15 protein-coding genes are annotated in these 24,997 nt (G+C 47.6%); 8 read left to right on the forward strand and 7 right to left on the reverse strand.

Annotation, left to right across the window (positions count from 1 at the left end; all coding sequences use genetic code 11):
• Window positions 1-37: 37 nt before the first annotated feature.
• Window positions 38-397: a hypothetical protein gene (locus tag MKZ12_RS21680; RefSeq protein ID WP_339256600.1), complete on the reverse strand. Its 360-nt coding sequence runs from the start codon at window positions 395-397 to the stop codon at window positions 38-40.
• An 848-nt stretch (window positions 398-1,245) separates the two neighbouring features.
• On the opposite strand from MKZ12_RS21680, the gene MKZ12_RS21685 reads away from it, so the two are divergent.
• Together MKZ12_RS21685 and MKZ12_RS21690 are read left to right on the forward strand one after the other, a co-directional pair.
• Complete coding sequence (locus MKZ12_RS21685; RefSeq protein WP_339256602.1) at window positions 1,246-3,174, forward strand: carbohydrate-binding protein; 1,929 nt, start codon at window positions 1,246-1,248, stop codon at window positions 3,172-3,174.
• 34 nt (window positions 3,175-3,208) lie between these two features.
• The gene (locus MKZ12_RS21690; protein WP_339256604.1) at window positions 3,209-5,272 is read left to right on the forward strand and encodes a family 43 glycosylhydrolase; all 2,064 of its coding nucleotides are present in this window, start codon (window positions 3,209-3,211) and stop codon (window positions 5,270-5,272) included.
• Between the two features lie 101 nt (window positions 5,273-5,373).
• Here MKZ12_RS21690 and MKZ12_RS21695 read toward each other — a convergent pair whose 3' ends face one another.
• Window positions 5,374-5,910 carry an NAD(P)H-dependent oxidoreductase gene (locus tag MKZ12_RS21695; RefSeq protein ID WP_339261484.1) on the reverse strand — a complete coding sequence of 179 codons (537 nt, stop codon included), beginning with the start codon at window positions 5,908-5,910 and terminating at the stop codon, window positions 5,374-5,376.
• Window positions 5,911-6,114: 204 nt separating this feature from the next.
• On the opposite strand from MKZ12_RS21695, the gene MKZ12_RS21700 reads away from it, so the two are divergent.
• From MKZ12_RS21700 to MKZ12_RS21710, 3 genes are all read left to right on the forward strand, one after another.
• Window positions 6,115-6,477 carry a helix-turn-helix domain-containing protein gene (locus tag MKZ12_RS21700; protein WP_091013671.1) on the forward strand — a complete coding sequence of 121 codons (363 nt, stop codon included), beginning with the start codon at window positions 6,115-6,117 and terminating at the stop codon, window positions 6,475-6,477.
• 260 nt (window positions 6,478-6,737) lie between these two features.
• Complete coding sequence (locus MKZ12_RS21705) at window positions 6,738-11,708, forward strand: discoidin domain-containing protein (protein ID WP_339256606.1); 4,971 nt, start codon at window positions 6,738-6,740, stop codon at window positions 11,706-11,708.
• Between the two features lie 175 nt (window positions 11,709-11,883).
• Window positions 11,884-12,603 (forward strand): SDR family NAD(P)-dependent oxidoreductase, encoded by a 720-nt coding sequence (locus tag MKZ12_RS21710; RefSeq protein WP_339256608.1) that lies wholly within the window; start codon window positions 11,884-11,886, stop codon window positions 12,601-12,603.
• Between the two features lie 102 nt (window positions 12,604-12,705).
• Here the strand turns inward: MKZ12_RS21710 and MKZ12_RS21715 are convergent, their stop codons facing one another.
• Entirely contained in the window at window positions 12,706-13,734 is a 1,029-nt protein-coding gene (locus tag MKZ12_RS21715; RefSeq protein ID WP_339256610.1) for a hypothetical protein, read from the reverse strand.
• A 259-nt stretch (window positions 13,735-13,993) separates the two neighbouring features.
• Here MKZ12_RS21715 and MKZ12_RS21720 point away from each other — a divergent pair, with 259 nt between their 5' ends.
• Together MKZ12_RS21720 and MKZ12_RS21725 are read left to right on the forward strand one after the other, a co-directional pair.
• Window positions 13,994-16,069: a methyl-accepting chemotaxis protein gene (locus MKZ12_RS21720; RefSeq protein ID WP_339256612.1), complete on the forward strand. Its 2,076-nt coding sequence runs from the start codon at window positions 13,994-13,996 to the stop codon at window positions 16,067-16,069.
• A gap of 94 nt (window positions 16,070-16,163) precedes the next feature.
• Window positions 16,164-17,336 carry an aminotransferase class I/II-fold pyridoxal phosphate-dependent enzyme gene (locus MKZ12_RS21725; RefSeq protein ID WP_339236402.1) on the forward strand — a complete coding sequence of 391 codons (1,173 nt, stop codon included), beginning with the start codon at window positions 16,164-16,166 and terminating at the stop codon, window positions 17,334-17,336.
• Window positions 17,337-17,631: 295 nt separating this feature from the next.
• Here the strand turns inward: MKZ12_RS21725 and MKZ12_RS21730 are convergent, their stop codons facing one another.
• The 4 genes from MKZ12_RS21730 to MKZ12_RS21745 all read right to left on the reverse strand — a co-directional run bounded on the left by MKZ12_RS21730 (window position 17,632) and on the right by MKZ12_RS21745 (window position 23,364).
• Window positions 17,632-19,680 (reverse strand): iron ABC transporter permease, encoded by a 2,049-nt coding sequence (locus tag MKZ12_RS21730; protein WP_339256614.1) that lies wholly within the window; start codon window positions 19,678-19,680, stop codon window positions 17,632-17,634.
• Entirely contained in the window at window positions 19,677-20,678 is a 1,002-nt protein-coding gene (locus tag MKZ12_RS21735; RefSeq protein WP_339236407.1) for an iron-siderophore ABC transporter substrate-binding protein, read from the reverse strand. The genes MKZ12_RS21730 and MKZ12_RS21735 overlap by 4 nt, the downstream gene beginning before the upstream one ends.
• Window positions 20,679-20,863: 185 nt before the next feature.
• Window positions 20,864-21,406, reverse strand: coding sequence for a CueP family metal-binding protein (locus tag MKZ12_RS21740; protein WP_339236409.1), 543 nt, complete (start codon window positions 21,404-21,406; stop codon window positions 20,864-20,866).
• Window positions 21,407-21,513: 107 nt separating this feature from the next.
• Complete coding sequence (locus MKZ12_RS21745) at window positions 21,514-23,364, reverse strand: AraC family transcriptional regulator (protein ID WP_339256616.1); 1,851 nt, start codon at window positions 23,362-23,364, stop codon at window positions 21,514-21,516.
• A gap of 201 nt (window positions 23,365-23,565) precedes the next feature.
• On the opposite strand from MKZ12_RS21745, the gene MKZ12_RS21750 reads away from it, so the two are divergent.
• Window positions 23,566-24,540, forward strand: a complete 975-nt coding sequence (locus tag MKZ12_RS21750; RefSeq protein ID WP_339256618.1) for an ABC transporter substrate-binding protein — start codon at window positions 23,566-23,568, stop codon at window positions 24,538-24,540.
• The last annotated feature ends 457 nt before the right edge of the window (window positions 24,541-24,997 follow it).

Below are 24,997 nucleotides of genomic sequence, written 5' to 3' on the forward strand. Positions count from 1 at the left end.
TACATCTCCTCTTCATGGGATTGGGATATCTTTTTTCCTAAGTGTTTTGAACTGTTTCCTCGTGCTCCACCACCCGGTGTGCATCAACCAATTGTCCGGAAGCTTGTTTGCCCCACACGGAAATCCCCACTTCCTCCACACCTGCCACATCCGTTCCAAAAACAAACTCAAACGCATCTAAATCTGCAAAATAATCTCTCGTCACTGCTTCGTTAGGGGCTACACTAATCACTTCACTTACATACAGTGTTCTGATTGTGCTTAGCACATAACCCTGAATGGATACTGTTACAGAATCCACATCAGTCTGACTTACCAATCGAATCGTTACCCGTTGTGTCGGTCTAAGTCCAGAAACCGGGTTGTTTTCTATCGGACCTGTTGATAAAATAGACATTTTTCCCCATCCCACCTTTTTATGAACCTCGTACTCTAGCAGGTTTTGGCATAAGCTCACTTGATAGTAATATTCAAGAACAAAACCAACGGTGTGGACAAAACACAGGGGGCAAGTTCACCATTGTCAATAAACAACACCCCTGTACACCCCGTGATTCTATGCAATGAATGAACAGGCACAACAGCAAACGATTGATACTCGTAAAAGTCGAGCAACGAGTGGGCGAGTCTTTGGTCTGATAACCCAACTCGATTCCAGCAAAAAAACGACCGACTCCCCATTCATTGACAGGGAAACGGCCGCTGCTTAAGACGTGTCTATATATCTGTGTTTATTTCATGAGATTATGAACTCATTTAAAGCTGATCCATCCGTTTTAATTCTAGCGAGAGAGTAATGTTCTTCTTCATCCTCTACTTCAACATAGAAAAAGATTGTAATATCTTAAAATTGTGATATGATATCGTCAAGTTAATAAACATTTAAAAGAAAATATGAAAAATAATTACATTTAGATGTGGTCAAATCTCTTTTTTCGCCAAATTCCAGTTCTAACCCATTTTATTGAAAGCGATTACAAAAAGAAACCTGACAGATTATAGCACTTCTAATCCCACACACAGATGCAGGCTTACTTTGGGTTATAGCCATTCCCTTATCCCCGTGACCACGCACACGGTGTACAGGTCGCTTGGCTTAAACCATATATAACAGCATGACATAACCTAACAACTATTCAAAAAGGGGGTGACATGAGGGACATCTCTTCATTTTTTCAGCATTTCATCATCTCTGCTATTCTAACTTTCGATCACCACTAATCCAATCTCATGGAGGCGAAATGTATGATCCGTAAACCGCTAGTTTTATTGTTGGCGTGTCTGCTAATCTTTGTCACCCTACCCGTTGAATCAAGCCATGCAGCCAATGCAGCTGTAGCCAAAATTCCTGGAAATTCCAATCCTCTCATCGATCACAAACTTGGAGCTGACCCTTATGTGCTCGTCCATAACAATCGCGTCTATGTCTACATGACAGGTGATGCATATCTGTACAACAGTGACGGCTCTGTCAGAGAGAACCAGTACAGCACCATCGGGAAAATTAACGTCATCTCTTCAGCTGACATGGTGAACTGGACAGACCATGGTTCCATCCCTGTAGCGGGTGCGAATAATGCCAATAATGGACAAGGTATTGCCAAATGGGCTACCCAATCCTGGGCTCCTGCCATGGCGAAGAAAACTATTGCTGGCAAAGAGAAATTTTTCCTGTATTTTGCCAACTCGGGCGGAGGTATTGGGGTACTCACAGCGGATTCCCCCATCGGTCCTTGGTCCGACCCAATCGGACGTGCCCTCTTGACGCACGGAACACCAGGTATGTCAGGTGTAACCTGGCTCTTTGATCCGGCTGTACTTGTCGATGATGATGGCTCTGCTTACCTGTATGCTGGAGGGGGTATTCCGAACGATACCAATGCTGCTTCCATTGCCAATCCCAAAACAGCTCGGGTCATTCGTCTCGGTGCCGACATGATCAGCGTGGTGGGCAGTGCCGTTACGATTGATTCTCCTTATATGTTCGAAGATTCCGGTATTCATAAGTATAACGGCAAATATTACTACTCCTACTGCATCAACTTCGCGGGAACACATCCCGCTGCATATCCAAAAGGTGAGATCGGATACATGGTCAGCGACAGCCCAATGGGCCCTTTTACGTATAAAGGCCACTTTCTGAAAAATCCCGGTACGTTCTTCGGTGTAGGCGGCAATAACCACCATGCCGTATTCCAGTTCAACAACGAATGGTATGTGGCATACCATGCACAAACAGTAAGTAAGGCATTCCTCGGGGATGGCAAAGGGTACCGTTCCACCCACATTAACAAGCTGACCCACAACGCGGATGGCACCATCCAGGAAGTGCAGGGTAACATGACTGGTGTATCCCAAACGACCAACCTCAACCCGTATGTCCGGGTGGAAGCGGAAACCATTGGCTGGCAAGCAGGCATTAACACCGAGCCGAGTCAAGCGAGCGGTGGACCTGTAGCCAATCAGAATGTCACTAATATTCATAATGGAGATTGGATCGCGGTCGGCAATGTGGATTTTGGATCAGCTGGAGCCTCCAAATTCAAGGCTAATGTCGCTTCTACCGGAAATGGCAACATCGAGGTACGACTGGACAGTCCGACAGGTCCTCTGGTTGGAACACTTAATGTAAGCTCAACCGGCGGTGCGCAAACGTGGCGCGAGATGGAGACCAATGTAACCAACGCTACGGGCGTACATCGTTTGTATCTGGTGTTTACAGGCTCAGGTAATGGAAACCTGTTCAAACTGGATTACTGGCAGTTTACATCCGGTTCGGGTGGCAACCCCAACCCCAATCCTAACCCGTCCGTTAGTCGCATCGAAACGGAAAGCATGACACTTGGCGGTCAATATGCCGGTGTGATCAGCTCCCCTTTTAATGGAGTAGCACTCTACGCCAACAATGATTATGCAGCGTACAATCAATATTATGCTTTCCCAACCCATCATTTCTCTGTCCGCGGTGCTTCCAACAACAATGAGACGGCACGTGTGGATCTTGTCATCGGGGGTGTAACGGCGGGTTCATTCTACTTTACCGGTACACAACCGACCGTACAGACCCTGTCGAACATCACACATGCTACAGGCAATCAGGAAGTCAAGCTGGTCGTAACAACGGATAATGGCACGTGGGATGCTTATATTGATTATCTTGAACACTCACAATAACACAAAGGTCAAGATAGACTTGGGAGGACAAGTTATGTGGAAAAAAATCTGTACGCTTCTGCTCTCTCTTCCGTTACTTGTGGCATCGCTGTCAACGACAAGTCCTACCGCTTCCGCATCAACGTTCAGCAATCCGGTCATTTATGCGGATGTTCCTGACAGTGATGTCATCCGGGTGGGCAATGCCTTCTATATGACCAGCACAACGATGCATATGAATCCGGGTGTACCTGTGATGAAGTCTTATGATCTGGTCAACTGGAGCATCGTAAACTATGTGTATGATACGCTTGGAAACGGGGATATACAAAATCTGAACAACGGACAAAACGAGTATGGGCGCGGTTCCTGGGCAAGCAGCTTGCGGTACAACAATGGGATATATTATGTGGCTTTTGGCTCACTTTCCACGGGCAAGACATATATTTATCAGACCAGCAATATCGAAACAGGCCCATGGACACCTTACACACTGAACAGTTATTACCATGACCCCTCCCTCTTGTTTGACGGGAATCGAACCTTTCTTGTTCATGGCAGTGATAACATCAGTATCATTGAGCTGACACCTGATGCGAAGGCCGTCAAGGCCGGAGGGCTGAATCAGGTTCTGATTCCAAACGCGAGCAGTATAGCTGGTTCTAACATGATTGTAAAGGCAGAAGGAGCACATATTCAGAAGATCAACGGCATGTACTATGTATTCCTGATTGCCTGGCCTTCGGGTGATGGTCGCATTCAGCTTTCCTATCGTGCAAACACATTGACAGGGCCATACACAGGTAAAGTTGTACTACGAGACTCGGGCATTGCCCAAGGAGGCATCGTGGATACCGCATCCGGTGCATGGTACGGCTTGCTGTTCAGAGATAGCGGGGCTGTTGGACGCATTCCCTATCTGGTGCCGGTGACATGGTCGGATAACTGGCCTGTGTTTGGGGTGAACGGTAAGGTTCCTCTTAACATGAATATGCCCGTTGAAGGTCAGCCTGCTGCCAAAATCTACGGGTCGGATGAGTTCAACGCAACCACATCAGGTACACCCTCAGTAACGCAACTGTTAGTGAACGGCGGCTTTGAGGACAGCACCATTCAGCCGTGGACCAGCAACAATACAGCAACCATCAGCTTAACGAATGCCGAAGCGTTTAGCGGTACCAAAAGCCTGCTCGTCAGCGGCAGACAGCAGACAGCAGGCGGTGCCAAACAGATGGTTACAGGTAAGCTGTTACCAGGGGAAACGTACTCTTTTTCGGCTAAGATCAAATACACCGCTGGTCCCGCAACCAAAACGTTCAATCTTAGCATCCAGAACGGTGCAAGTTATACCGGAATTAGCATTATGGGCAGTGCAACGCTAACCCGCGGACAATGGGGCACCCTTCAGGGTACGTATACTGTTCCATCGAACGCAGACCTGTCCCAAAGCTTTATTTTTGTGGAAACACCGTATAACTCGAATCCGGACCCGACCAATGATCTGATGGCATTTTATGTAGATGACGTCTCACTGACAAGCAATTCATCTACCGGCACATCCAGTCTGGCTCCATACTGGCAATGGAATCATAACCCCGATGCTGCCAATTGGTCCCTGCTCCAGCGACCCGGTTTCATGCGTCTAACCGCAGGCAAAATCAGCAAAAACCTGTTGGAAGCCCGCAACACACTGACACAACGAACCTTTGGTCCAAAAAGCACGGGCATTACCGCTTTGGATACAGCAGGCATGAAGGATGGTGATTATGCTGGACTCGCTGCTTTTCAGGCCAGATACGGCTTTGTCGGCGTAAAGATGACGGGCAGCACCAAATCCATCGTTATGGCCAATGCCAGTTCCGGCAGCATGACCGAAGTAGCAACGGTACCATTGAACCAGAACAGAATCTATCTCCGCGTCATCTGTGATTTTACGAACCAGACAGACAAAGCCTACTTTGCTTATAGTCTGGATGGCAACAACTGGATATCACTTGGCAATACACTTCAAATGTCTTACACACTGCCACACTTTATGGGATACCGGTTTGCACTATTCAATTATGCAACGAAGTCTACCGGAGGATATGCAGATTTCGATTATTTCCGCGTAGAATAAATGTGATTTTATTCAGTTATCGATCAGGACCTGGAGCTCCATCATGTGTGGAGCCAGGTTCTTTTCAATACATTTCTTATGAGAATATTCACCTTTTAAATTCAAAAAGTCCGGTGCTGTTTTATATAACGCATGTATCCTTCAGCACTTCGGTTAATCTCTTCATCGGAAGCCTGGAATGAGGCACCATAGACTGCATATTGTGGCACCGCCTGAGCCCCTACATGATTCATGCTTGCTATGAAAGGTGCAACAAGTTCCTCAACGCTGTAACCGATAGAACCATCTTTCGCATAATTCTCCTGTTTATCCCCTATGGAGATCGCCAGTCCCATTCGCTTTCCCTTCAATCGATTCCCTTTCGATCCGTACGCCCATCCATGGGTGAACACATCATCAAACCATTTTTTCAACAGCGGTGGGTAACTGTACCAATATAACGGGAACTGCAACACAATAAGATCATGCGTCTCCAGCAACTCTTGTTCTCGGGCTACATCAATCTTCCAATCGGGGTAGGTCGTATATAATTCGTGAAGAGCAATATCATCTGTATACTGCAGCAACTCCTCCTTCCAGCGACGATTGACTCTCGAACTTTTCATATCGGGATGTGCCAGAATAACAAGTGTTTTCATCATAAGTTCCTCTCTTCCCTTCCAGGGTGTTGGTTTCTATACTTGAATATGGACCATTATCGGCCACATCCAGTCAAAAGAAAATACACACAATGAAGTAAGGTACTTACCTCAAAGTGTGTATGGACTTCCGTGTCAGAACCGTGAGAAAATAAATAGTTACACCCTATAAAACACGTAAAACTTAAACTGAGGTGAACCAGGATGAAGCAATACAATCTGGGCATTGAAGCAACGCTCGAAATTATAGGCGGCAAGTGGAAAGCCTTGATCATCTGTTTGTTGATGTCCGGGGTAAAGAGAACGGGCGAATTAGAGCGAAGCATCCCCGGCATTTCGCAAAAAGTGTTAATTCAACAATTGCGCGAGCTGGAACGGGACGGCCTTGTCACCAGACATGTCTACCAGCAGATGCCTCCCAAAGTGGAATATGGACTTACAGAGTATGGCGTTACCGCCAATACCATCGTGGATGTCATGTGTACTTGGGGAAGGGACAATATTGCTCTCAGACAGCAGCGGGGCGAAGACGTTGTATTATTGGAAAACAACCAGCCCGAGTCTTGATTTCACAGTTGCACATTCCCCATACATTATGTAGGACATATGTCTCCTTTTCCACGAAAACGATTAAAAAACCTTTATATTCCAGACCAAATGATCGATATACACATTGGGGCACCTGAATATCCCGTGTTGAACATTGGATTCACATCTCACAAATGCAACACGGGAGAACAGAATGATACATACGGTAGCGAGTAAGGGAAAAAGATAAGCTCTATCTGGTGAGATGGAAAGGGCTAACAAAGGAGAAGGAGAGTCATATGAAGGTAAGAACGAGTCAAAAAGGAAACACACGCCACAGCTACATCAACTTGATGTTATCTGTTCTGTTATTGATTAGCAGCATCCCGCTGTGGCCAATCTCAAAAGTGCACGCCGCAGATGAGGAACATCATCTGTTATCCCTGAACCGGCCGGTGTACAGTTCCTCATCTCTGGGCGGCAATACGGCAGACCATGTGGTTGACGGCAACAAAAACACCCGCTGGGAAAGCATATGGCAGCAAGATCCGCAGTGGATCTATGTTGACTTAGGCGCGGTGGCCTCCATCTCGGGCATCTCCATCGAGTGGGAAAATGCGTATGCTTCCAGCTTTGATCTGGAAGTATCCGACGACGAAGTCCATTGGCAGTCTGTTTACTCCACAACAAAGGGGCAAGGCGGCCTGAACGAAATTGAGGTCACAGCAGAGGCACGATATGTGCGCTTGTTCAGCCATCAAAGAGCACAGCAAGCCTATGGCATCTCTGTATACGAATTCAATGTATACGGGACGGGCGGAGCAAATCCACCTCCCAAACCAGCAGCCATGAACCTTGCACTTGGACAACCGGTTACAGCGTCTTCGGAAGAAATTGATGAGCCTAGCCGTTCAGCCGAGGATAAAGCCAAAATGGAAAAAAAGAATTACGAAGCTCGGAATGTAACGGATGGCAATCCGGATACACGCTGGTCTTCCATCTACAAGGATCAGGAATGGATTGTTGTAGACCTTGGACTGATCCGGGAAATCGGGAACGTATCCCTGCAATGGGAAAACGCTTTCGGACGTGCATATGATATTCAAGTATCCAATGACGCACAGCAATGGACTACATTGTACCGGGAATTGCACAGCAACGGTGGACGGGATGAAATTCCGGTATACGCCGAAGCACGGTATGTGAAATTGGCCGGACTTGGCAGAGGAACAACCAACGGATACTCCCTGTACGCATTTGATGTCTACGAGTATATCGAAGGTGATGCCAAACCTGTGCATATCATTCCGAATATCCCTGAACCGTCATCCGTACAGATGGGTTCCGGCAGTTACGCTGTAAATGACATCACGATGCTGCAGCCGAAAAATCCGAAAAATCGTACGGCTGATATTACGGCGCCTCTCCCTTCCAATGACTGGTGGCAGTCTATTCTTGTATCTGATCTGGGGGATGGCAACAGTCTGGTCACACTCCCACTCAAAAGCAGATATACCAAACAAGGACTTCAACTTCTGAACCCCGGAGCTGGTTACGTTTCGGCTGATGGCGGTTCTATGGACGCTGACGGGGAACCGGATCTGATCATGACCACCAGCAATATGAATCCGGCGGAGGTCAATACCAAGGTGGCGGGATATGGAGATTATTCCGCAACGATCATCATGAGTGATGACGAAACGGCCAAAATGAACACCACGTTTGTGAAGGGTTCCCCTTTCCTGTACAACACCTTCGATAACCCAGATACCATTATTGTTCGTTCGCCCAACATCACACGTCTCTTCGATGATCAGAACCGTGAAATTGTTCTGAAGGATGGAGAATCACTGACGGCCGATCATATCGGCGTTGAAATAACCAATCAGGACAGAGCGCCCAAGCCTCAGACCTTTAAAAGAAATTACGGGATCTTTGCACCTGAAGGAACCGTATTTATGAAACTTGGTAATACGATCAAGATCAAGCTGGGCCAGAGCGAAAACTATCTTTCACTGGCTACCCTGCCGTCCGCGGCAGAGCTGCCTTATTATTACCAGCACGCCTACGCCTTTGTTACCGATACCCAAGTGGACTACAATTATAACGAGAGCACTTCACTGGTAACGACTACCTTCAACTCGGTAACCCAGACGAAACGGGCAGGCTTTTCCTCCGAGACACTCATGGCCTTGTTCCCGCACCAATGGAAACTGGCGACTACTCCGTTAACGGAGCTTGCTTACCCTTCCATTCGCGGCATGATGAAAGTAAGTGAAGGCAATACGTTTACGACACAGGATCGATTCTATGGCATTATTCCGCAGTTTGTAGAGCCGGATGATCCGACCTACTCGCGTGCACAATTAATCAGCTATCTGGATCAGCTTGACGCAGATACGGCAGGCAATCTGATGAGCGAGGATCCTTACTGGCAAGGGAAAAAGCTTCATCCGCTTGCGCTGGGTGTACTCATCAGCGACCAGATCGGAGATACGGTAAGGCGAGACCACTATCTGTCCCTGCTTCGAAACATTTTGACAGATTGGTATACTTATTCGCCGGATGAACCTTTGCACTCGTATTATTTTTATTATTCGGATGAGTGGGGAACCATTTTCCCTTACGGTAGTGGATTTGGTGTTAATACCGGATTGACAGATCATCATTTTACCTACGGCTATTACGTTTTTGCATCGGCTGTACTGGCCACATATGACCAAGCATTTTTGCAAGATTACGGCGACATGGTTGACCTTCTGATTCGGGACTATGCCAATCCTTCACGGACAGATGATCAGTTTCCAAGGCTTCGCAATTTTGATGCGTACGCAGGTCACTCCTGGGCGGGTGGTTACGCCGATAATCGCAGCGGGAATAACCAGGAGGCGGCAGGTGAAGCCCTCTTTAGTTGGGTCGGACAATATATGTGGGGTGAGGTGACAGGCAACAAAGCCTACCGCGACACCGGAATCTGGGGTTTCGTAACTGAAGAAAAGGCTGCCGAGCAATACTGGTTTAATTATGACGGGGATAACTGGCTGGAGGATTACCAACATGCTACGGTAGGTCATGTGTACGGCAGTGCCTACCTGTATGGAACGTACTTCTCGAATGAAGCCGAGCACATTTACGGTATTCACTGGCTGCCGCCAGCGGAATGGATGACCTATTATGGACGTGATCCGCAGAATACCAAGGCTCTCTACAATGGTCTCATCAAGGATCTGGGCGGTCAGCAGGAGCGCACATGGCAACATATTATCTGGCCGTTCCAGTCCATTGGAGACCCGCAAGGTGCTCTAGCCAAATGGAATACGAGCGAGATGCAGCAAAATGAAGTCTTTAACGCGTACTGGTTCATGCACAGCATGGCTTCTACAGGAACACGCACGATGGAAATCTGGGCAGATGATCCGGCAGCAACCGTGTACGAAAAAGACGGCGTCTATACAGCGCAAATCTGGAATCCGTCCGACACTGTCAAAACAGTGCATTTCTACAATGCCAATGGCGCTTTGGGTTCGGCTACCGTTTATGCCAAAGCGCAAGTAAAGGTTAACCCGCTGGAACATTCCGTTGTTAAACAGCCGGATGCCTCTCAGGGTGTAGTCTATCTCGATCGGAGCCAATGGACCATTACGGCATCCTCCAGTTCAGAGCCGGTAGAGCGCATGGTCGACGGTGATCTGACTACACGCTGGTCATCCGGACAGATCCAGCAGCCCGGCGATTGGCTGCATATTGATCTGGGAAGCGAACAGTCTATGGATACGGTATTCATGAACTCCGGCAACAACGGCGGTGATTATGCTCACGGGTACGAAATCTACGTATCCAAAGATAACGAGAACTGGGCCCAGCCTATCGCAGAGGGCGCTGGAACATCTCCAAGTCTGTCCGTGGAATTGGGCATGCAAACCGCCCGTTATGTCAAGATCGTATTGACTTCCTCTGCGGACAGCTGGTGGTCTATCTCTGAACTCAAGCTTGCCCGATTTGGTAAACTTGAAGCAACACCGGACCTCCCACAGCCTGTATCGCTTCCAGATCGCTCTTCATGGATCGTAACCGCCTCCTCTACTCAAGGAGCAGATGTGACGGCCAATATGCTGGACGGAAGTTCAAATACCCTATGGACCAATGGGAGGAAACAAATCGAAGGACAATGGATTACCATTGATCTTGGCCAAAAGAGTTCTTTCGATGCCATAGAATTGGACCCGGGTCATGCGAAAGACGACTATCCGAGACAGTATCGGATCTATGTCTCGGATGACGGCGAACACTGGGGCACGTCCATTGCAGGCGGCGAAGGCACGCCTGGACGCATGTCCATCACCTTCCCTGAACAGCAGGCACGTTATGTGAAGGTGGTACAGATCGGGAATTCCGATCAATGGTGGTCTATCTCCGAGTTGTTTATTCATCATAATGGAACGGGCAAACAAAAGCGGTTGCTGCCAGACGGCTGGTCCGTGACCACTTCTTCCGGAGACGATGCAGCGGCTATACTCGACGGCTCGGACCAAACACGCTGGACCTCCGGTCAGACTCAAACAGGCGGCGAATGGATTCAGATTGATCTGGGGGCCTCGCAGCCAGTGAATCGGATTGTGCTGGACAGCGCGCACAGCCGGGAAGACTTTGCTCGCGGTTATGAAGTATTTACTTCCCTGGATGGAGAGCAATGGGGGGAAGCCCTGGCTTCGGGTGAAGGATCATATCCGCTGCTTTCTATCCCCTTTGCATCACATAAAGCACGTTATATTAAGGTCGTACAGACGGGTACTGATTCTCATTGGTGGTCCGTAGCTGAATTAGAGGTCTATACTGCTGATCAGACACCCTGGATATCCGGGGAACTGGATCATCTGCTACCTGCTGAACTGGATCGAACATCATGGACAGCGACTGCCTCCACCTCTGGAGATGTTGTGGCGATGCTCGACGACGATCTGAATTCACGCTGGACCTCTTCATCTGGTCAACATGCCGATCAATGGGTCCAGATTGATCTGGGAAGCAAGCAGAGCTTCAGCCGCTTGACCATGGATTCGGGGAGCAGCAGTAACGATTATGCTCGCAGTTTCCAGTTATTCACTTCTGATGATGGCGAGCACTGGAATGGAGTTACGGAAGTCCTGGGAACAGAACCCGTCATTTCACATACGTTCTCCAAACAAACCGCGCGATACATCAAAATGGTTTTGACCGCGGACACTCCCGAGTGGTGGTGGTCCATTGCCGAGTTAAAACTTTACCATTAATGTCATCACGATCTGTTCAACCACCTCTCTCCCGTTCTTGCGGGACAGGGGTGGTTTTTCCTATGCCAAGGATGAAGCATACCTCATTCAAACTTCATGTTCCATACATCACCTCTATAGTAAGATATAGATTAATGTATATTCACTAAATGCTATTCAACAAGGAGTGTTCCGTATGAAAAATATAATTGTTTTTGGTGCAAGCAAGGGATTGGGTGACGCATTCGTTAGAGGTGTGCCACAGTCCGGTGATAAAGTCTGGGTGGTTTCCCGCAGCAAGCCGGAAAGTCTGAACGTAGAGGATGGCGTCCAGCGAATATGGATTCAGGCCGATCTTTCCGAACTTCAGGCCGCGGAGCATATTGCCAACCAGCTTCAAGGCGAGACGTTGGATGTGCTTATTTATAACGTGGGGATCTGGGAGAAGGAAGGATTTGAAGAGCACTATACGTTTGATCGGGATGAACCCGCAGATATCAGTCAACTTATTCATGTGAATGTGACCTCAACGATTGTATGTATACAGGCTTTACTGCCTCATCTTCGCCAGTCAGAGGCAGGCAAGATCATCCTGATCGGTTCAACAGCCGGTTTGAGCAATGCAGGCAACAGCCAGGTTTCATTTGTCGCCTCCAAATTTGCCATACGGGGTGTTACGGAAGCTCTAAGAGAGCATACGAGAGAGGACCGCATCGCGGTGACATGTATCAATCCGGGAGAACTGGCGGCAGAGATTCCTTATGAAGACGGAATGGAACGTGCACTCGCCGAGTATGACGGGACCCGTATTCCCCTACAGGATATGGTCGCCGTCGTTCGATGTATTATCAGCTTGTCCAAGGCGGCCTGTGTGAAAGAGATCAACATACCCGCATTAACGGATATGAACACTTAGATAGCACGGATACGAATACTTAAATAGTAATGACATCTGCCCGCACAACCGGTTCGTTCAGTGCGGGTTCGCTATGTATACATACGCTGGACTGAAGACCGTCTACATTAATACATGCGACAAGTGTGCAATGCCTATGGAATTCATGCGTTCATGCTCAGGAATATTTTCATATAACAAATTCGACTTTCCTGCCTTGGCCAGGTGATCACGCATAGCGGCAATCCGTCCTTTGTTCACACCAATATAACGAAAATCGATTTGGCGCAAGTGCTCCAGCTCGGTCAGTCCAGCAAAAGAATTCGCCTTGAGCGCCGTATTTATCTCCTTTAGTTCAATAGATTCCAAAGTGCCGGCTGTCCATAGATGCTCGGTATCCCGCAACGATTTCATATAGTCCAGTTCGAGCTGTCTGAGGCAGGGCATCTGGGAAAAGTCGCATAATTGCTCCAGCTTGGGCAAGGACAGATGCAGATACTCCAGCCCATGCATCTGTTCGAGTCCCTGAACACTCGTCAGCTTGCGAACAGAGCTTAGCTTCAACATCGAGATAGTTGACTCTGTCAATACATCCAGTCCACCTTTTAACTCGCCATGATCCAGGGACAGATATTGAAGCATGGGCAGTTCAGCCAACACATCGAGTGATTCAATAGAGCAGTTCAGAATGATGGTGTTGAGACTTAGGCATGTTGCAATGGAAGCAAAATCTTTGAATTTGCCGCGGAGTTCAAGAAAGGTTAGTTGGTTGTAGTGTTCAATAAAATTGAGCCGGGTTGCCTTTGCAGGTGAATTCAACCTTAGAAACTGCAGTTGCTCCATCGCACCCAGAATCGTCAAATCCTGTGCCTGCGAAAGATCAAGCTGCAAGGCAGACACATGCTTTAATTGGGCAAGTCGCCCCAAAAATCCTGATGAATATCCCCCTTTAGGGTCCACATGCGATATGTGTAGAATTAGATCCGGCCGGGCAAAGAACACTTTGGCATCTAGCTCGGCAAGGTCCTCGTATGTATCCGCGTCGACGCGAAAATGAACCGTTGCTCTGCGGCGCAACAGATGCACCGCCTGGTGCATCTTTTCGGCATTCCATGGAGCCCCTTGTATCGAAGCGTGCCATACTTCACTCACAGATAATCCCCCTTTTTACACCCCTATAGTTCCAATTCATTCCATTATAAACAACATTACCTGGATGAACTACTACTGAACCCCGTTTTTCATTCCTATTCTCTTTTCAACCCTTCCTTTCATTTTCCTCATCTTCTAGTCCCTTTCCTTCCTGTTGCTTTCAATATTAATCGACAGAAATCTACATAAAACTATAGGACATGCCGACATATAACTTAGGCGTTTTGAGCTTTTTATTACTCATCTGGGGAGATGGAATATGTCGAACATGTTGAATAAGTGGGGTAAAAAGGGAGCACGGACATCCAGTATGGCAAATACGTTGTCCATTGTGCTGCTCGTCATCATCGTAGTCGTCTTTTCCGTGCTGGGAACTTTTATGTTCACAAGCACACGAAACATTCTGGTAAAGCAGCAGGAATCCATGCTCCAGACCAAGACACAGGCTATTGTTAGTGAATTTGATGCACTATTCAAAGAAAAGGGCGCGCTGGTCAAACAAATGTCCACCAACACATTATTTAAGCAATACATAGAAACAACCGCATCTGCAGCAGATGCGGCAAGTTCAACCTACGCTGCTGAAACACAGGCGACACTGGCTGAAATTGTTAAGGCAGAGCCTTCATTTGCCGATGCTTGGGTCGCGGGTCTGGATGGAAAAGGTTTTTGGATTCAAAATGATGGTGTCGTCTCTGCACCGGACTTTGATATCCAGTCACGTCCATACTACAAGCCTGTTACCGGTGCAGACGGGCTTTATTTCTCCGATCCGTACATTGACGTTGCAGCAGGCGACGTACTTATGGGGATCTTTTACCCCATCAAAGACGACAACAATAACATGATCGGCTTCGCTGCAGCGGATATTGCGTTTAAGGATATTCCAGCCATCATGGAGAGTTATTCGCTTGGTAGCACGGGCTATTCCATGCTGCTGTCCAAGAGCGGGGAAATTCTGTACCATCCTGATCAAGAGAAGGTGCTGAAGGAGAACATCCTGGACAGTACGGGGGACATGGGGGAGATCGGCAAGAAAATGCTTGCCGGCGAACACGGCATACAGCTTATGAATGACAATGGGGAGCGTCGCTATATCGGCTACGCTACCAGCAAGGATACGGGATGGTCCGTTGGTCTGACGATAACAGAGAAAGAAGTACTGGGTGAATTAAAAACGTTCACGTGGATTACGCTTGGCGGTTTTGCTGCAGCCACTCTTCTGCTTGTGATTATCTGTTATATTACCCTTCGCCGTCTGTTACGCTCCATACCACAACTGCTGGCCAAGATCAAACAGATTGAACAAGGTGACCTCACCGTCATACTGGATATCAAATCCAATAATGAAATTGGACAGATCGCCACAGGTTTGAATTCCATGGTACAAAAAATTCAAGGTATGCTGCAAATGGTCGGCAGCTCAGCGCAAATTCTGAACCAGTCGTCGAATGATCTGCAAGCCATCTCCTCACGAACGGCTGTGACCATGAATGACACATCGACAGCGATTAACGAGATTGCCAATGCCACGAATTATCAGTCCATTGAAACGGAAAATATCTTATGCAAAACAGGCTCGTTATCCAGCCAAATCGATGAAATTGCCACCGATACACAGGCTATGGGGACGGTCGTACAGACATCTGCCGATCAAAGCAGCCAAGGACTTGCGGTCGTGGAGCAATTATCGAAATGGTCGGAGGAAAATCATCAGTCCACCCAAGCGGTATCCTCTATTATTCAGGAGATTGATCTGAGCCGGAATGAAATATCCAGTTTTGTAGATACGGTTAAACAGATTGCCTCTCAGACGAACCTACTCGCCTTGAATGCCTCCATTGAAGCCGCACGTGCTGGCGAACATGGAAGAGGATTTGCCGTTGTTGCCGAAGAGGTTCGCAAACTTGCAGAACAGACCGCTCAGGCAACAGAGGAAATTAACAAAAAAGTGAATATGATTGAAGAGAAAACAACCCTGTCGGTTGAACATACCATGCGCGGTATGAAGATTGCGGAGGAAAATGCCAAATCCGTCGAGGATACCAAGCATGTATTCTTCAGCATTAACCAAGACCTGAAAGATCTACAGCAGCGTATGATGCAGATTACCAACAACACCTCTAATGTACACAAACACAAAGATGAGATATTCCAGGCACTGGAGATTATTTCTTCCACCACAGAAGAGAACTCGGCATCGACGGAAGAAGTAAGCGCCAGCACGCAGGAGCAGCTGGATAGTATTGAACAGGTAGCTGATCTGTCGAAACAGTTGAACCAGCTATCTGGCAAACTGCAAGAGGAATTGAGCCAGTTTAAAGTGAAGTCATGATCCACAGGCGTTCCCCTGCTCTTCTCTTTTCGTCGCTGTCCATTTATTATTAATGAATATGTGTACGAAGAGGATTGGAGGCTGAATCATCATCATGAACTTTGCCAGACGAATGGATCATTTCAACGAAGGAATTTTCACACGGCTACTGGAGATCAAACGCCGCAGACTGGAGAACGGACAGCCGGTTATTGATCTCAGTGTGGGCACGCCAAATATCCCACCTGCGCAGCATATTATAACTGCACTATGCGAGGCCGCAGCTGATCCGGCTAATTATATATATGCAGTGAATGATCAGAGTGAGTTGCTGCAAGCTGCTAGCGATTGGTACAAGCAGCGCTATCAGGTAGAGCTGGACCCGGCATCACAGATCTGTTCCTTGCTCGGTTCACAGGAAGGGCTGGCACATATATCCCTCTCCATTGTAGATGAAGGTGATCTGGTGCTGGTTCCTGACCCCTGCTATCCCGTCTTCGCGGATGGACCGCTACTGGCAGGTGCTGAACTGTATTATATGTCGCAAAAAGAAGAAAACGGGTATGTTATTCAACTTCAGGATATACCGGAAGATATCGCCCATCGAGCGAAATTCATGCTGGTCTCCTATCCTAACAACCCAACAACCGCAATGGCACCGGATCAGTTCTATCTGGACCTGATTGCCTTCGCCAAAAAGTATGATATTATCGTGCTTCACGATAATGCTTACAGTGAACTCGTATTTGATGGAAAGTCTTGCGGAAGCTTCCTCGCGTTCCCTGGCGCTATGGACGTTGGTGTGGAATTCAATTCCTTATCCAAGACCTATGGCCTGGCCGGAGCTCGAATCGGCTTCTGTGTGGGCAATACAACCATGGTTTCCATGTTGAAAAAGCTAAAATCCAATATGGATTACGGGATGTTTCTGCCGATCCAAAAAGCAGCAATTGCTGCCATTACCGGCGATCAATCCGAGGTTGAACGGGTCAGAGCGATATACGAACAGCGCCGAGACATCCTCTGTGAAGGCTTCAGCCAACTCGGTTGGCCTATTGCCAAACCGGAAGCAACCATGTTTGTCTGGAGTCGCATTCCGGCTCACTACGACAGCTCAGAGCAATTTGCCATGGATCTGGTCACACATGCGGGTGTCATTGCAACCCCAGGCAGTGCCTTTGGTCCTTCAGGCGAAGGTTACGTTCGATTCGCGCTTGTTCAGGAGGTTGAAGTACTGCAGCAAGCTGTGGAATCCGTCAATCACAGCGGGATTTTGAAATCTAGCTAACAGGAACATCGTTAACATGTGCTCAACCATCAATCCCCTCATGGTCTACAGAGAGTATGAGCTTCACGTTTGATAACGTGATCTCAACTTCTTGAAGACCTGAGGGGATTTTGTCATTTGGTGCGGGACCAGACATTCATTGGATGGATGCTACTTGTGTGTGCCTTCCAGGGACCGACAAACCATTATTGATGAAAATAAGTTGTCAGTTCAACGGGATTCTAAGCTGGCAGCTAAATGTTGCCAAGGGATAGCCAAAAGCCTGCTCGGGGAGCAGGCTTTTGGTTTCAATCATTTATACAGACTTTCGCCAATTAGAACGATACATGAGATACAGGAAGTACGGTGTTCCAATGATCGCAATGAGTATGCCTGATGGAATCTCTGTCGGTGCCATGACGGTTCTGCCGATAGTATCGGCGAGCACCAACATGACTGCACCCGCTAATGCGGATAGGAACATGGATCGTCTTAACTTATTTCCTGTCAGTAACCGAACCATATGGGGTGCAATCAAACCGATGAAACCGACGGTTCCTACACAAGCAACAGCCCCTGCTGCAAGTAAAACACCAACTGCCATGGCCAATAATCGTGTACGACGTACACCCAGACCAAGTCCGGATGCACTATTATCGTCAAATACCAGCAGTTCGAATCTGCGTGCCAGCCACCAAGCCACCGGTACCAGAATCACCAAAAATAATCCGATAACCTTTACCTGATCCCAGGTACGAGCGTAGGTACTGCCTGTCAGCCAGATATATCCACTGCTACCGTATACCGCACCTCGTACAATCAGGATTTGAATACCTGCTCCAGCAATGGCAGACATCGCAATCCCCAGCAACACCACTGCAGATGGGTTTAGCCCTTTCTTCCAGGCAAGTGAGAACACAACCACTGCGGCAATGGCTGCACCGATGATTGCTGCAATCGGCAGCAAGTAACTTGGAAGACCTGGCCATAAAATAATAACCATCATTGCTCCGAGACCTGCACCAGAGGAAACACCCACAATTGAAGCATCCGCCAGCGGGTTCCGAACCGCCATTTGAATCAGCACACCGCTAATGGCCAGTGCTGCACCCGCACCTGCGGCAACAAGGGTACGTGGAATCCGAAGCTGAACCAAGGCGGAGAACAGTCCATCCGACTGGAACAGACTCGGCAACAGATCAGCCAGTGGAATCCGCATCCCGCCAAACATTGTACTGAGTAAGATAAGTCCGACAGTAATGACTGAAAATAAGACGGCCACGGGGCCGAATGCAAAGCGACGCGAAGTTGCTCCCGTGCTCATGGAAGTGGACATGCCTGATCCATTCGCAGCCTTCATTCGTTTGAGCACAAGCCAGATGAGCCACGGTGCACCAATAATCGCCATAACGGCACCTGTTGGCAATTCCATACTGGAGTTATGCACCATCTTGGCAAGGACGTCTGCCCCAACCAGAAGCGCTGCTCCCCATATAAACACACCGGGTAACAGTAATCGGTTGGAACGTACCCCACTCAATCGTACCAGATGGGGTGCAACCAATCCCACGAAGCCAATCGGTCCAATCACACTGACAATAACTGCAGCCAGCAATACGGCGAGAATTAAACCACCCGTACGAGCCAATCCAACCTTTTGTCCCAAAGAAGAAGCCGTTGATTCATCCAGCTCCAGCATATCCCACTGTCTGGACATGATTAACGCTAGAAGGGTTATGCCAATCACCCAAGGCCACGCATAAGACACACCACTCCAGTCATTCTGGACAAGTGTTCCGGAGCCCCAAAGAAATAACCCTTGTGTCTCCATGGAGAAAAATATATGTAATGCACTTGTAAATGAACCAAGCACCATCGATACAATCATACCTGACAATGCCAGTCGAACCGGACTTGATGTTCGTCCGCCGCCCATGAAATAAGCTGCAAAAGCGGCCAGTAAACCACCAAAAGCTGCGAAAAGAAAAGGAGACTGACTTAACAAACCCGGAAAAGCGATAGCTCCTAGCACCACTACAAAGTACGCTCCTGCATTAATGCCCAGCGTATCCGAAGCAGCCAGTGGATTACGTGTAATCGTCTGAAGCAAAGCGCCTGCTACAGCCAGTGCACCGCCTGCAAGAATACCAATCACCGTACGCGGCATCCGCAAATCCCAGACCATATTATGCTCTAATGAATCCTGTCTGCCTGTGAGCGAGTCCCAAACGACATGCAAAGGAATGGATGCCTCTCCATAAATTAGACTTACAAAAAAAAGCACGATGAGAGCGGTTAAACCGCCCCCATATATGCTTATTGTGCGCCAATTCATCGTTGGCTTGGATCTTTGAACCGAACTCATTTAGTAATCGCCTCAACAACACCGTCAACCAATACTTTGGAGGAGATCGGTCCACCAAAAGTCCATGTGGTGCTATCCAGTTGATAAGTGCGTTTGTCCTTCACGAAGTTCAGTCCGTTCCAAACCGAGTTATCTTTCATGGCTGTGCCAAAAACGTCATCGTCTGGTTGAGTGATGTAAATGAAGTTACTGTCCTTAACAGCGGTCAACGACTCAATGCCTACTGTCGAGAAACCGTAGTTCTCCAGTTTTTCCGGCTTCCAATCATTCACCAGACCAATTTTGTCCAATGTACCGATAACAACCGAATTATCCGTAAACATACGCAGGCTGACTGCATTTTGATACGTGAATGCTTGTGTCAGTGCAAAGTTGAAATTCTCTTTACCCGCAGCAGCCAGTTTTTCTTTGGCTTCTACATAGTGCTGATCGAGATCACTAAGAACTTGCTTTGCTTTGTCTTCTTTACCGAGAGCTGTTGCAATGGTATTAAAGATTTCTGTCATTTTGTCATAATTATAGCCATCGCCATCATACGGATCGAATTCAATGGTTGGTGCAATAGCATTAAGCTGATCGTAGACCGCATTATTGTTATCTGCGTTAGCAATGATCAGATCCGGCTTCAATGCAGCGATAGCTTCCAGGTTCGGCTCACCGCGTGTACCGATATCCGTTACACTGTCATCCAGTGCTGCTTCGGATGTTACCCACACTTTATAGTTAGCGTTATCTGCATTACCTACTGGCTGAACCCCCAGGGCAACAACATCTTCCGTATATGTCCATTCAAGTGTAACGACACGTTCTGCTGGCTTGTCCAACTTAAGCTCTCCACGTTTATGCTTCACCGTAACAGGACCTGCTGTCTCTTCAGCGGGAGCACTGCCCGTATTAGTACCTTGACTTGTATCTGTTGTAGTCGTGGTTTTACCACAACCCGCCAATATCAGCACAAATGCCAGCATGATCAACAGTCCGTTTAACCCTTTTTTCATATCTTGATCTCCCCTGTTTATATGTATTTATATGATAACAATTATCATTATCACTATTGGATTATGCCGTAGGAATGAATTTTTGTCAATGAAAAGTACTTTATTCCAACTCTTTTATAAAATAAAAAAAAGGAAAGGGATTGCTCAACGGCCATCCTTCCCCTTCTATTGCTTGTCTATTGGCGTTAACTCAACTGCATCGTAGTGATACAAGTATTATCATTTTCGTATGTAGACAATTGCGCTTCTGCAACCTTTCCATCTTGAACAATACGAATCAGATAGGTTCTGTCTCTTGGCACCCAAAAGTCCATGAATCCGTTCGCACCAGACTTGATCACTTCGTCTTTCATAAACGTGTTGCCTTGGGAATCGTGAATGGTAACACTGAATTCCTTATTGCTCATTTCCCCCTGACAACCAGTTAAGCTATGAATGGCACAGGGATGGGTCTGATCCACATAGGGTGCAATGGAAAGGAAAAATTCATTTTCAGGCAAATTATATGTAGTCGTATGTTTATCTTGATCGGTGACAATTAACTGTTTGGCATTAATGGAGGCTGATTCCGGCGTCTCTTTTCCTGTGCTGATCTCTTCCACCAATTTTCTGATGTTAGGCGCATTGGCTGTACCTGCCTCTTCCTTGCCCGTATTACTTGCGATCAGGTATGTTCCGATCACAATGACAATTGCAACACTTGCAATGATCCACATTTGTTTTTTCATCTGGAGTCCATCTCCTCGTCCGTTTTCATTAAGTATAATGGAGAACATACCATCATGGACCTATACAGCGAGGAATTCACCAGATATTCACATATATGGTTGGTTGATTACCTCATAATCCGCTCTGCCATTTCTTCGGCTTGCAGCACCGCCGACAACGGGTCGGACAGAAAATATCTATTCCAATCAAGGTTAATAATCCGGCAGTGCTCTGTCTCGATCGATTTCTGCCATGGTTTGACTGAAGATGGATCATCAGCCCCATGTCTTGGACCATTATCCAACACCAACAGGTAGTCCTCCAGATACCCACCTACCGCACTCCGCGCAATATCCAGAGATTCCAGACCCGGCTCTAGCAACTCCTGACGAACCTTGCCTGCCGGCTTCAAGTTCAGTAATCCGTAGGCCGCCTTACCTCCACGTGTTCCCGTATCTCCCACAAGGGTAATATGTTCTCCCCAATTCGGATCGATGAGGGTAAATGTCTTCTCAGAAGAAACCTTGCTCGTGATCGTTTGCTGCAAAGTATGTACCCTCCGCATGTATTCCTTAATCCATGCTTCAGCTTCTGTATGTCGGTTCAGAATACGCCCCATCTGACGGATCCCCTCCGGGACAGGGCCGTATCCACCCCCTCCATAGACTACTGTAGGCGCAATCCGGGCATAGGAAGCATAGGCAGCAGGATTCCACGTGATAATGAGATCCGGTTCCAGTTCAAGCACCTTTTCAAGGGAGATAAAATTATGATTGCCGATATCCTGTACTTGGTCGCAGATATAAGGCTCCAGCATTTGGTTGCTTTCAATGAGTGAATGCGGCGCTCCGAGAGGTGTCACTCCCAATGCCAGTACTTCTCCCAAATTCCAGTCCACAACAACACGACTAGGCTTGTTCGGTATCGTAATCTCGCCCATGCTTGTGGCAAACATCCGAGTTCCGGCTCTTGGCATTACCGGCGCCGTGGACTTGCTCACTTGGACTCCGTTCAAAGCTATAATATCCTGTTCTGACATGGTCTGGTCAGCTTCAAGTATGGGTATCTTTCGCTCACTCCATTCCGGATAATGACTCTCCAGAGAGGCGTGTGGTTGGAATGTTTGCAGGGCTAGATCTGGAACATTGCTTTCTCGACGCTTCCTATAATACTCAGGAGAACCCCCATAGTGTTTCTTGAAGTAGCGACTTAGTGTATAGCCGTTCTCATAGCCTACTCTCTCGGCGATTTCCTGCAAGGTCCCTTTCGTGCTTACCAGTAGTTTCATTGCATGTTCCATCCGAATCTGTAACAGCACACGACCGGGACTTGTGTTCAATTGAAGCTGAAACAACTGGTTCAGATACCTTGGACTGCAATCCAGCATATCAGCTACCTGTTCCATCTTGAGTGGTTCCGCGTAGTGACGGTGCAGATATCGCACTGCTTGATCTACCCGGTCCAGCTTCGTACGTTTCTTCCTCTGCTCTTGCAATTGTTTCAGCATCTCGGCAAGCCATTGGTAGAATAATGCCTTGGTTTGAATCCGGCCTGCTGACTGTAGTTCATTCCACTGTCTGTATATCCATTGCATAATCTCAATTAAAGGCATTGGATACCTTGGTTCAAATCCATAACTTACTTGCAGAGAATCTGACCGTGAACTGGTTAGCGAACTTCCCGTATTGGCCCTCTCTGGCTTTGGTGACGAATAAGATAACATATATATTTCAATCTGCTTCTTAGCAAGACAATTCAGATGCGTTCCTTTGGAGGCGTGCAGAACATAAGCTCCTTTAATCTGATGCATCGCTTGCCCAAGCCAGATCTTCCCCTTGCCATTCGTAACCAATAAAAAAGCATTCGAGGGAAGCGTCCACGTATCAGGGTCTTCACTGATGTTAACAGTCATGATTTGAATATCCAGTAATCGGATGGTTATATGCTCCCATAATGCCCCATATTCTTCTATGTTCATCGTCATGGACCTTTCTATTATTTCTCGTTACCACATCCATAGCTTTGCCTCATCATATATGATAATCATTCTCAACTCAACCTGCGACCGAGTTCTGAAATGGGTATGCTTTCACTTCCGAATCGGTTATTGTGCAATCGCAAGTTTCCCTCTAGAGTTGTATTAAATGAAAATCATTATCAATTAGAAAGAGGGTTCTTCATGTTGTTTGCGAAAGCTTGGTATCGTATGCTCCTGCCTGTTTTGCTGATTATGGCCATATTCATGAGTGGTTGTGCCCAGAACGGGAAAGTGGAGCCAACTGCGACAGAAACAGAAAACACCGTACCACAGACAAGAACACTTTCCACGATGATGGGAGACATTACCGTCCCCCTCACCCCGGAGCGGGTTGTTGTCGATTGGAATATAGGACATGTTCTGGCTGTCGGCGTAACACCTGTTGGTGTGCCGAGCAGCCTGCTGGATTATGGCATGTTCCTGCGTGACAAACTTGTGGATAGCGCGGATTTGGGCAACCATAGTGAGGTTTCACTTGAGAAAATGGTAGAGTTGGAACCGGATCTGATTATCACATGGGATCAGGAGAAATTTCAGACCTATTCCAAAATCGCTCCGACTGTCGTATTCGTGCCCGATCAGTATGATTCCATGGAAGACGAAGTAACCGCTATGGGCGAGATTCTGAATCGCGAAGCAGAAGCCATCGCGTGGAACGAATCGTTTAAACAACGGATCACAGCGGCTCAGGCCAAAATCAAAGGCGTGATTCCGGACGATGCCACCTTCACGGTTGTCGATTTCAACTTCTTGAAAAATCCCGCCATTATCGGCAACAGTGCCAATCGTGGTGGAAGAGCAGCCTATGAATTGCTCGGACTGACTCCAGCACCCAAGGTGAAGTCAGATCTTCTGGACCAAGGTAAAGAAAACTTGGAAGCCAGCGCAGAGGTATTTGGAGAGTACGTGGGTGATTACCTGCTGATGATGGTTACAGAAGGCACGAAGGATCACTCCCTGTTGCCTAATGTCTGGGATAACCTGCCTGCGGTGCAGAACAATCATATCTTCAAACTGGATATCCATAAATATTTCACCGCTGATCCCTATACCTCCATTCTACAAGCTGAAGAGATCGCAGATCGACTCGCAAGTGGACAGACGGAGCTGAACTAGAGGAGTCTATAATCCATTGAAAACCAGCGAAGAATGCGAACACTGGAAAGCCTGCGAAACTTAACGTGTCTGTCTGGAGCAGTCAAGCGTACTGAATCCCGAATGTGTGAGAACACACCCTTCAAGTGAGAGTAAGCGATTGAGGCGTCGTAAAAGTAGATTTCCCCCTTCCCAATGAAAAGCTACGCTTCGGGCAAGACTCTAGGCGAGATTCAGGATCGTCCTCCAGGCCAGCCGCCGGTTGGATCAAAACATGAAGCGAGCATAATGAGTTTGGGGCATCAAGTTACTCAGCCGTGCGGCCATGTTTACGTGCTAACGAATCTGAGGCGTCTTATTCAACGATTTGAAGCCACTGCGGAAAACTAAAGAACTTGAGACACGCTATATCCGGGAAAAAAGCTGTTTTCAATCTGTTTATCAGGGAATTTTGGTAGATAACGTGTCTGAGGTTCCT

The organism is Paenibacillus sp. FSL R5-0713, from assembly GCF_037973325.1.
Lineage (GTDB): Bacteria > Bacillota > Bacilli > Paenibacillales > Paenibacillaceae > Paenibacillus.

Excerpts from the sequence above, each read along its gene's own strand:
- MKZ12_RS21680 (WP_339256600.1), bottom strand. The coding sequence starts at position 397 with ATGTCTATTTTATCAACAGGTCCGATAGAAAACAACCCGGTTTCTGGA.
- MKZ12_RS21685 (WP_339256602.1), top strand. The coding sequence starts at position 1,246 with ATGATCCGTAAACCGCTAGTTTTATTGTTGGCGTGTCTGCTAATCTTT.
- MKZ12_RS21690 (WP_339256604.1), top strand. The coding sequence starts at position 3,209 with ATGTGGAAAAAAATCTGTACGCTTCTGCTCTCTCTTCCGTTACTTGTG.
- MKZ12_RS21695 (WP_339261484.1), bottom strand. The coding sequence starts at position 5,910 with ATGAAAACACTTGTTATTCTGGCACATCCCGATATGAAAAGTTCGAGA.
- MKZ12_RS21700 (WP_091013671.1), top strand. The coding sequence starts at position 6,115 with ATGAAGCAATACAATCTGGGCATTGAAGCAACGCTCGAAATTATAGGC.
- MKZ12_RS21705 (WP_339256606.1), top strand. The coding sequence starts at position 6,738 with ATGAAGGTAAGAACGAGTCAAAAAGGAAACACACGCCACAGCTACATC.
- MKZ12_RS21710 (WP_339256608.1), top strand. The coding sequence starts at position 11,884 with ATGAAAAATATAATTGTTTTTGGTGCAAGCAAGGGATTGGGTGACGCA.
- MKZ12_RS21720 (WP_339256612.1), top strand. The coding sequence starts at position 13,994 with ATGTCGAACATGTTGAATAAGTGGGGTAAAAAGGGAGCACGGACATCC.
- MKZ12_RS21725 (WP_339236402.1), top strand. The coding sequence starts at position 16,164 with ATGAACTTTGCCAGACGAATGGATCATTTCAACGAAGGAATTTTCACA.
- MKZ12_RS21730 (WP_339256614.1), bottom strand. The coding sequence starts at position 19,680 with ATGAGTTCGGTTCAAAGATCCAAGCCAACGATGAATTGGCGCACAATA.
- MKZ12_RS21735 (WP_339236407.1), bottom strand. The coding sequence starts at position 20,678 with ATGAAAAAAGGGTTAAACGGACTGTTGATCATGCTGGCATTTGTGCTG.
- MKZ12_RS21740 (WP_339236409.1), bottom strand. The coding sequence starts at position 21,406 with ATGAAAAAACAAATGTGGATCATTGCAAGTGTTGCAATTGTCATTGTG.
- MKZ12_RS21745 (WP_339256616.1), bottom strand. The coding sequence starts at position 23,364 with ATGAACATAGAAGAATATGGGGCATTATGGGAGCATATAACCATCCGA.
- MKZ12_RS21750 (WP_339256618.1), top strand. The coding sequence starts at position 23,566 with ATGTTGTTTGCGAAAGCTTGGTATCGTATGCTCCTGCCTGTTTTGCTG.